This is a genomic window from Mesorhizobium sp. M7A.F.Ca.ET.027.03.2.1 (assembly GCF_003999175.1).
Taxonomy (GTDB): domain Bacteria; phylum Pseudomonadota; class Alphaproteobacteria; order Rhizobiales; family Rhizobiaceae; genus Mesorhizobium.
This window is the reverse complement of the sequence record NZ_RZOM01000136.1, coordinates 1-8786: the sequence shown is the minus strand read 5'-3', so window position 1 is coordinate 8786 and position 8786 is coordinate 1. Positions and strand designations below refer to the sequence as shown.

Here is an 8786-nt window from a genome sequence, read left to right as displayed (position 1 = left end):
TTCCAGCGCAGTCGCCTGCGATCGTCAGCTTTCAGGCGATGGCAAAACCGACCTTACGACCATGAGGCGCAAAGCAGTCCGGCGGCGTTGGGCCAGGAGCGGATCGGCAGCGTTCAGACACGGATTTTAAGAAGCGGTTCTTCGGGCCTTCACAGACATCGACGCGACCTGACCAATCCGGCCCTTCAGGCCGGAAACAAGAAGGCCGATCCGGGATCAAAAAAGATACGCTTGCCTGATGTTGTGGCGCTGTCTGCTCCCTCCGCGTCAGAGGCTGGCCTGACATCAATTTCGTCGCCGGCGGCCGTGCGCGCCATGACGCGCCGGCGGTCGCCAAAGAACGCCGTGTCGATGATCTCGACGGCGAGCGCCGCGCTCATGGCTCCAGGCGCGAGGCGGAAGGCTTCCGGGCGCACCATCAGCCGGACCCTCTGACCCTGGCCGAACGATGTTGTCGTTTTGATACCGGTCACGATCGAGCCGTCGGCCAGGCGGATCGTGGATGCGCCACGCGCGGTTTGCAAATGCTCAGCCGGCAGAAAATTCGAGTTGCCGATGAAGCCGGCAACAAATTCGCTCGCCGGCCGGAGGTAAAGATCCTCGCCGGTGCCGATCTGTTCGATGCGGCCTTCCCTGAACAGCGCGATTCGATCGGATAGGTGCAGCGCCTCCTCCTGGTCGTGCGTGACATAGAGGATGGTGACGCCTGTCTCCCGGTGGATGCGGCGGATCTCGGCCTGGATTTCCTGGCGTAGCTTCTTGTCAAGCGCCGATAGCGGCTCGTCCATCAAAAGGATCGGCGGGTCGTAGGCGAGCGCGCGGGCAAGCGCCACGCGCTGCTGCTGGCCGCCAGACAGCGCGCCCGGATGGCGGTCGGCGAAGTTTTCGAGACGCACCAGCGCCAGCATGTCGGCAACCTTGCGCTTGATCTCAGCATCGGGCCGGCGGCGCACGCGCAGCGGAAAGGCGACATTCTCGGCGACGCTCAGATGCGGAAACAGCGTGTAGCGCTGGAACACCATGCCGATGTTACGCTTGTGCGACGGCACCGAAAGCAGCGACATGTCCTCCAGAAGCACATCGCCTGAGCTCGGATCCTGGAAACCCGCAATAGCGTAGAGCGTCGTCGACTTGCCGGAGCCGGACGGGCCGAGGAATGTCAGGAATTCACCTTTGGGCACATCGATGGTCACGTCGTGGACGGCGACGAAGGCGCCGAACGTCTTTCTTAGCGCGCGTATGGACAGGAAGGACCGGGTCATCTGGACAATTTTCTGCGAAGGAGTGCGGTCACAATCATCAGGCAAAACGTCAGGCCCACGAGCAGGCTGGAGGCGGCGGCGACCACCGGGCTGAGGTCTGCGCGCAGGCTGCCCCAGATCTTAACCGGCAAGGTCTGCAAGGTCGGACTTGCCATGAAGATCGCCACCACGACCTCATCCCACGAGGCCAGGAACGAGAAGATCGCGGCCGAGAAGATGCCGATCCTGATCGACGGCAAGGTGATCCTCAGCCGCGCCTGAAACGGACTTGCGCCGCAGACGATGGCTGCATCCTCGATCGATTTATCGAAACCTTCGAGCGCCGCGGTGATCGGGATGATGGCGAAGGGAAGCGCCAGGATGGTGTGGGCGATGACGAAGCCGACCGTGGTGCCGGCGAGGCCGATGCGCAGGAAGAAAGCGTAGATGGCGATGGCGAAAACGACGACCGGCAGCACCATCGGCGTCAACAGCAATCCGCGCAGGACCTGGCGTCCGCGGAACTCACCCCTGACCAGGCTGAAGGCAGCGAACAGGCCGATGATGACGGCCAGCATAGCGGCCATGGCGGCAATTCGGGCACTGGTCAGCGCGGCATCGATCCAGGTCGGGTCGCCCAGCAATTGCTGATACCATCTCAGCGTCCAGCCGGGTGGCGGAAAGGCCAGCCAGTGCGACGAACCGAACGACAGGAGCACGATGAAGACCACCGGCAGCAGCAGGAATGCCGCGACGGCCGCCGTGAAGCCGACAAGCGCCACCCGCAGCCATCCGAGCCGTTCATAGTCGAGCAGCATGTCAGATCCCTCCCCCGGCGCGCCTGGCACCAACCAGGCGAAGCTGGATCGCGTAGAGCGCCATGGTGACGACAAGCAGGACGAAGGCGGCCGCACTGCCGAGCCCCCAGTTGAGTAGCGACTGCACCGTCTGGGCGATCATCTCTGCCAGCATCATGTTCGATGTGCCGCCGAGCAGGGCCGGTGTGACGTAGAAGCCGAGCGACAGGATGAAGACGATGATGGCGCCGGCAAAGACGCCGGGCAGCGACAGCGGCAGATAGATCTGCAGGAAGGCACGTGCGGGCCGCGCGCCGAGGCTGCGCGCCGCCTGCACGAGGCGCAAATCGATGCCGCGCATGACCGAATAGAGCGGCAGGATCATGAACGGCAGCAGCACCTGCGCCATGCCGATGACGACTCCGGTCTGCGTGCGGATCAGCTTCACACCGTCAAAGCCGAGCAGCCTGATGACCGAATTGATGATGCCGGAATCCTGCAAAAGGATGACCCAGGCCAGGGTGCGCACCACGCCGCTGACCCAGAACGGCACCAGCACGCACAGGATGAGGACCAGCCGCAGGCGCGGCCCGACCGCCGTCATGAGATAGGCGTAGGGATAGGCGGCGATGACGCAGACGATGGTGACCCAGGCGGCGATGGAAAAGGTGCGCCACAGGACGGTGACGTTCACCGGCGTGGAGAAGAACCAGACGTAGTTCTGCAGGCCCCAGGCCGGGTCCGAAAAACTGCGCAGCGTGACGGTCAGCAAGGGATAGCCCATAGCCGCGATAAGCAGGAGCAGGGCCGGCATCGCCAGCAGCGACGGATAGGCGGCAAGGCGCAGGCGCCGCTGCGGCCCCTGCACGGCACCTGACGGCCGGGGATGATCACCCCCGGCCGTCGGCGTATGCGATGTCTGGCTCACGCCGTCACCTCAGTGGTAGCCGGCTCAGTTGCCGGCCATCAGCGCCGTCCACTTGTCGGACGCAGCGGCGAAGTTGGCGACCCAGAACTTGATGTTCTGCTGATAGCCGAGCTTGGCGTGGTCTGGCGTGTTGGTCAGGAAGGCGGCGACGGACGTGTCGACCTTTGGCTGTGCCTCGTTGTTGATCGGCGAGTAGGAGGTCTGCTCGGTCAGGATCTCCTGCGACTTCTTGCCGAGATAGGCGTTGATCAGCGCGTAGGAGGCATCGGGGTCCTTGGCGCCGACCGGGATGGTCAGCTGATCCATGACGACCAGCCAGTCCTTCCACACCGGCGTATAGGCAGCGCCATTCTTGACCGCCGTCATGGCGCGGCCGGTCCACATGATGATCATGTCGGCCTCGCCGGATTCGGCAAGCTGCTGGGATTCTGCGCCGGTCTTCCAGAAGATCGTGTCGGGGCCGATCGCCTTGATCTTGGCGATGCCCTTGTCGATATCGGCAGGCGTCATGGCGTCGACCTTGCCGCCGTCGGCCAGGATGGCCTGTTCGATCAGGCCGCCGAGCGGGCTGCCGCTGCCGTCGATGGCGCGGGTGCCGGGGAATTTCGCGGTGTCGAAGAAATCCTTCCAGTCCTTTGGCGGATTGTCCTTGTACGTGTCGTTCTTGTACATCAGGACCATGCCGTAATTCATCGCCGGCACGCTGCACTCGCCGACCTGTCCGGGCGGGATGTGCGAGATGTCGAGCTTGGTCAGATCGAGTTTTTGGAACAGTTTTCCGCAATGCACGAAGGGCGGAAAATCATCCGTGTCGACGACATCCCAGGTCACATTGCCTGATTCGACCTGCGCCTGAAGCTTGGCGATTTCGGTCGGTCCGTCGTTCAAAAGCTTGACGCCGCTCTTGTCGACGAATTCCTTAAGCGCGGCAACCTGGCCGTCCTGGTAGATGCCGCCATACGAGACGAAGGTCAGCGTCTTGCCCTTCAGCGACCCGTCCACCACGGTCCCGGCCGGCGGCGCGTTCTGCGCGTGAGCGGCGGCCGCAAGCAATGCCAGTGCGGCGGCGCCGAAAAACCCGGCCAATCTTGATCTGCTTCCCATTTTCTAACCCTCCGATGGCTCGCTGTTTGATTTTGGCAGACCGGGCGCGAGCGTTTTCCGGGATACATATTGGTCGAGGTCGACGGCGCCGCTTGTCGGCGGTGCGATGATCCACAGCACTTCGGCCACCGCATCGCCGACATTGATCGTCCGGTGCGGCGTCGAGGTCGAATATTCGATGCTGTCCCCCTCTTCGAGGGTGAAGCTCTCGTCGCCGAGCGTCAGTTGCACGCGTCCGCGCAGCACGAGGAACATCTCGCTCGCGTTGCCATGCGTGTAGGGCACGTCGCCGGTGGAGCCGCCGACGGCGAACTCGCCGCAATAGACTTCCATCTCGCGGATCGGCCGGCGCGACAGCAGCGTCTTGCGGTAGCCCTCGCTGGTCGGCAGCGCCGGCCGCTCGGCGCGTGTCAGCACCGCGTGCGGCGACACCTCGCGTTCGTCGAAAAGATCGGCGAGGCTGATGCCGAGCGCGTTGGCGATCAGCATCAGCGTGCTGGTGTTGGCACCCGAAAGGCCGCGCTCGAGCTGGCTCAGGAAGCTGGCGGTGGTGCCGATCATGTCGCCGAGCTGGCGCAGCGTCAGGCGCCGCGTGGTGCGATAGGCCTTGATGCGATCGCCCAATACCGTCGAGCGGCGCGCTTCGGCGCTGGTTGCGGCATTGTCGTTGAGTGCGTGATCCGCAGCGATTTTCATGGCGATCTCAGGGTTCACTTAACATGCTATTAAGTGAGGCGTCCTGGCAAGCGGAATCGCCTTGTCATTTGAAAATCATCGATGGACCTGCAGAGAGCCCGTAATCGGCCGACCGGCAACGCCGGTTCGGCTCGATCACTGGATCATGAAGCGCGAACTGAATGGCAGGCTTGCCGCGCCGACGGCCTTCGGGCTGATGCTGACCCGCGCGGGCAGCGCTTCGATGCCGGGGAATTCCCGGCCGATGTCGGCGCACAAGGCCTTGGCGATCTTCTGCGGCGCGTAGCTGGACAGGACGACCGTCCTGAATTCGACAAACTGGGTCAGTGCGGAAATAGAGGCTTTCAGGCGGTTGGAGCATTCCCCTAGCCATTCGCTGTAGGCCTCGCCAAGGTCAGGCCACTCGGGGCTGCTGCTCCAGATGATTTCGGACGGGCGCCGGCGCTTGGTCAGTTCGCTCTCCAGGCGCACAAGGCCATGATCGAAGCTGGCGCTGGAGTTTCCCTTGTAGATCTGGTGGTTGAGGATGAGCCTGCTCTGCAGCCGTGCTCCCAGATAGAAGAACAAATAGTCGTTGAGCGGCTTGGCGACGCCGAACATGCTCTCGCCGCCGGCCGCCGCGGTGATGTCGTTCTGCACGAAAACCGGCAGCTTGATCTGTTCCTCGATCTCCCCCTGCAAGGCTTTCAGCGAGGTGCTCGATCCGTTGCGGGTTGCAGCCATCGTGTCGACATCGTCGGGAACGGCCAGGCCGATGCCGGCAACCCGGCTGCGCGCCTCGACCGGCAGGCTGGTCATGGCTTGCCTGATCGCGCCGAACAGATCGCTGCTTTGGGGAAAGGGATTGGCTTCATCCGCCGGCAATTGCGTGTGGAAGCGCACGGTGCCGATGAAATCGATGAGTGCGATGTCGATCCTGCGGCGGCTGAAGCCGACGCCAACCGCATAGGCGCCCTCCGGGTTGAGCGAAAGCGGGATGGTGGGCGGACCGACGCGGCCGCGCTGCGCCTCGCCCTGCGAGACCAGGCCTTCCTGTTCGAGCGAGCGGACGATGACCGAGGCCGTCTGCGCCGACAGGCCGGTCTTTTCGCCGATTTCCATCCGCGAAATGCCTTCGTTCTGAAGCAGCAGCGACAGCACCAGCCGCTCATTGTAGCTGCGGACGCTCAACGCATTCAGCCCGCTCGCACGATCGGCGATGCGCAAGGGATTAGGTGGTGCGAACCTCATGTCAGGCAAGGGTCGCCCCGTCGGTTGGAGCTCGTTGCCCGGTGGCTGTAGTGTTGCTCATGTCGAGCGGCTCCAGCCGATGGCATCGACCGCGCGGGCAAGTGCGGTGCCCAGCAATCTGTGCGCCTCGGCATCGATGTGAAAGCCGTCCGCTTCGCTGCACGACACCACCGAGCCGGCATCGAAAAAGTGGAGTTCGAGCGAGTCCGCCAGAACCTCGAACTCGAGCGCGAGCAGGCGCGATTTCTCCGGCGCACCGGCGAAGATAGACTTCCATTCCTTGACGTCGTCCTGCATCGGTGGCGGCGCCACGATCATGATCTCGGGCGTCGAGCCGCCCGGGCCGGGCGCCAGTTCCTTGATGTCGTAGACGAGGCAGCCGATGCCCATCGCCACTTCCGACGGCGGCTTGTTGAAGCGGATCTTCAGGTCGTTGGTGCCGAGCATGATGATGACGAGGTCGAGCGTCGCATGGCTCTGCAGGCAGGGGCGAAGATAGGTTCTGCCGTTTTTGTGGGCGCCCTCGATCGGGTCGTCGTGGACGGTGGTGCGGCCGCTCAATCCTTCCTCGATGACATACCAGTCGGGGCCTAGCTGAGAACGCAATATCCCCGGCCAGCGTTCACCCGGCCCATAGCGCTCGAGCGGCCCCCTGCCGGGGATCTGGCCGTGCGTGTTGGAGTCGCCGTAGCACAAGACTGATCGCATGTTTTTTCCGCCGGGACTGACAGCGCGCCGAAGCCGGCGAGCGCCATTCATGATGGATAGTGGAGCGGTGAAAGGCAAGCAAGGGAATAGTCATTCAACATGACTAACTATTGACAGGGCGAATCCGCTGTGCTTCTAAAGTGCCCGGAGGAGTTCTCGACCGTCATCATCGTCCAGCAGGAATTGGGCTTCGGCACGTATGTGTTCGGGGGCGGGAGAATTGCGTGCATCGGTCGGTTTGCGACAACGAGCATGCATTGGGAGAGCGTCTCATGGCCGTACGCATTCGTACGGCCGGCCATGCGAATTCGTAGGCCGGGGCAACCACAAGGAGGAGAGTTTAATGTTAGGATTGCTGAAAACCGTCGGCCTGGGGATGCTCGTTGCGTCCACGCTTGCCGTGACGTCCCTGGCGCATGCGGAAGACATCAAGCTGATGGACGGCGTCGCGCCGCGCCCCGACGACACGCGCATGACCGCGGCCGGTGCGTTCAAGAAGGACCCGCCCTGGGTCATCGGCATGAGCGACTTCGGCGTCAACGCCAACACCTGGACAGTACAGGTGGCGCATGAGGCGGAGAACGCCGCGGCCAAGGACAGGCGCATCTCGAAATTCATCCTGCTCGATGCCGGCTTCGACCAGAAAAAGCAGGTGGCCGACATCGAGGACCTGATCGCGCAGCATGTCGACGCGATCATCGTTCAGCCGGTGACCAGCACATCGGCCAATGCCAGCATCGCCAAGGCGGTCGCCGCCGGCATCCCGGTCATCCTTCACACCGGCCGCATCGATTCCGACGCCTACACCACCGAAATCCAGGGCGGCGCCGAGCATTTCGGCAAGGTGATGGGCGACTGGCTGGTCAAGACCGTCGGCGACAACGGCAAGATCTGGGTCCTGCGTGGCCTGGCCGGCCATCCGGAAGACACCAACCGCTACAACGGCTTACTGGAATCACTTAAAGGCACCCATGTGCAGATCATCGCCGAGGAGCATGGTGACTGGCAGTACGACAAGGCCAAGAAGCTGTGCGAGACGCTTTATCTGAACAACCCACAGGTTGACGGCATCTGGTCGTCCGGCGCCGACATGACGCGCGCCTGCGTCGATGTCTTCAAGCAGTTCGGCACGCCCGTTCCTCCGATTTCGGGCGAGGGCAACAATGGCTATTTCGGCCAGTGGATCACGGACGGGTTCAAGTCGATCTCGCCGGAATACAGCCCCGCCCAAGGTGCGGCCGGCGTGCGCGCCGCCGTTGCCCTTCTGGAAGGCAATCAGCTCTACAAACGCTATGTCTATAATCCCGACGGATGGGACCAGGACAAGGCCAAAAAATACTATCGCGACGACCTCACCGCCAATGTCTGGTGGCCGAGCGAACTGCCAGAAGACAAGCTCAAGGAATATTACGGCAAGAAGTGACGGCGCCGTGGCTGGCGGGGAGTGGACAAGCATTCCCCGCAGGCCATTCCATCTGTCGAATCCGGTTCGTTCGAGGGTTTCGTGACCAATCTTATCGAGATGTCCCACATTTCGAAGGCGTTCGGAGGGAGCAAGGCGCTCCATTCCGTTTCCCTCGGTCTCAAGGCGGGCAGCGTCCACGCCCTGATGGGCGAGAACGGCGCCGGCAAATCGACGTTGATGAAGATCCTGGCGGGCGTGCATCAGCCCGATTCCGGTGAGATCTTCATGAACGGGGAGAAGCTCGATCTGAAATCGCCGCGAGCCGCACTCGATGCCGGCATTTCGACCGTTTTCCAGGAGCACTCGCTGCTGCCCAATCTGTCGATCGCCGAAAACATGTTTCTGGGCCGGGAGCCGACGACCCGGTTCGGCTCGATCGATTATCGGGTGATGAGCAGCCAGACCGCCAAGGCGCTTGGCGAACTCGGCCTCACGCTCGACCCGTCGCAACTCGTTTCAAACCTGACCATAGCCGAGCGGCAATTCGTCGAGATCGCGCATTGCATCCAGGCCGACGCCGGCGTGCTCATCCTCGATGAACCGACGGCGGCGCTCAACGCGGCCGATGTCGATGTGCTCAACCGCAACATCCGCCGGCTGCGCGATAAGGGGAAGGC

At 63.0% G+C, this 8786-nt stretch carries 9 protein-coding genes; 2 read left to right on the top strand and 7 right to left on the bottom strand.

Annotated elements, in window-relative coordinates; translation table 11 throughout:
• Positions 1 to 185: 185 nt before the first annotated feature.
• The 7 genes from EN750_RS08800 to EN750_RS08770 form a co-directional block, all read right to left on the bottom strand.
• Complete coding sequence (locus tag EN750_RS08800) at positions 186 to 1262, bottom strand: ABC transporter ATP-binding protein (protein ID WP_127396177.1); 1077 nt, start codon at positions 1260 to 1262, stop codon at positions 186 to 188.
• On the bottom strand, positions 1259 to 2059 hold the full coding sequence (locus tag EN750_RS08795; RefSeq protein WP_127396176.1) for an ABC transporter permease: 801 nt from the start codon (positions 2057 to 2059) through the stop codon (positions 1259 to 1261). Before EN750_RS08795 ends, EN750_RS08800 begins: the two co-directional genes overlap by 4 nt.
• 1 nt (position 2060) lies before the next feature.
• Positions 2061 to 2966, bottom strand: coding sequence for an ABC transporter permease (locus EN750_RS08790; protein WP_127396175.1), 906 nt, complete (start codon positions 2964 to 2966; stop codon positions 2061 to 2063).
• Between the two features lie 24 nt (positions 2967 to 2990).
• Positions 2991 to 4070 (bottom strand): extracellular solute-binding protein, encoded by a 1080-nt coding sequence (locus tag EN750_RS08785; RefSeq protein WP_127396174.1) that lies wholly within the window; start codon positions 4068 to 4070, stop codon positions 2991 to 2993.
• Positions 4071 to 4073: 3 nt separating this feature from the next.
• Complete coding sequence (locus EN750_RS08780) at positions 4074 to 4766, bottom strand: XRE family transcriptional regulator (protein ID WP_127396173.1); 693 nt, start codon at positions 4764 to 4766, stop codon at positions 4074 to 4076.
• Between the two features lie 135 nt (positions 4767 to 4901).
• Positions 4902 to 5996 (bottom strand): ROK family transcriptional regulator, encoded by a 1095-nt coding sequence (locus tag EN750_RS08775; RefSeq protein ID WP_127326628.1) that lies wholly within the window; start codon positions 5994 to 5996, stop codon positions 4902 to 4904.
• Between the two features lie 57 nt (positions 5997 to 6053).
• The gene (locus EN750_RS08770) at positions 6054 to 6704 is read right to left on the bottom strand and encodes an SGNH/GDSL hydrolase family protein (protein WP_023809404.1); all 651 of its coding nucleotides are present in this window, start codon (positions 6702 to 6704) and stop codon (positions 6054 to 6056) included.
• A 343-nt stretch (positions 6705 to 7047) separates the two neighbouring features.
• Between EN750_RS08770 and EN750_RS08765 the strand changes: the two genes are divergently transcribed.
• Positions 7048 to 8127: a substrate-binding domain-containing protein gene (locus EN750_RS08765; protein WP_127396172.1), complete on the top strand. Its 1080-nt coding sequence runs from the start codon at positions 7048 to 7050 to the stop codon at positions 8125 to 8127.
• A gap of 81 nt (positions 8128 to 8208) precedes the next feature.
• A partial coding sequence (locus EN750_RS08760) for an ATP-binding cassette domain-containing protein (RefSeq protein WP_145967506.1) occupies positions 8209 to 8786 on the top strand: 578 nt, incomplete at its 3' end.

What these genes read in the sequence shown, in the direction of transcription:
- EN750_RS08770 (WP_023809404.1), bottom strand. Translation starts at nt 6,704, where the DNA reads ATGCGATCAGTCTTGTGCTACGGCGACTCCAACACGCACGGCCAGATC.
- EN750_RS08800 (WP_127396177.1), bottom strand. Translation starts at nt 1,262, where the DNA reads ATGACCCGGTCCTTCCTGTCCATACGCGCGCTAAGAAAGACGTTCGGC.
- EN750_RS08780 (WP_127396173.1), bottom strand. Translation starts at nt 4,766, where the DNA reads ATGAAAATCGCTGCGGATCACGCACTCAACGACAATGCCGCAACCAGC.
- EN750_RS08795 (WP_127396176.1), bottom strand. Translation starts at nt 2,059, where the DNA reads ATGCTGCTCGACTATGAACGGCTCGGATGGCTGCGGGTGGCGCTTGTC.
- EN750_RS08775 (WP_127326628.1), bottom strand. Translation starts at nt 5,996, where the DNA reads ATGAGGTTCGCACCACCTAATCCCTTGCGCATCGCCGATCGTGCGAGC.
- EN750_RS08765 (WP_127396172.1), top strand. Translation starts at nt 7,048, where the DNA reads ATGTTAGGATTGCTGAAAACCGTCGGCCTGGGGATGCTCGTTGCGTCC.
- EN750_RS08785 (WP_127396174.1), bottom strand. Translation starts at nt 4,070, where the DNA reads ATGGGAAGCAGATCAAGATTGGCCGGGTTTTTCGGCGCCGCCGCACTG.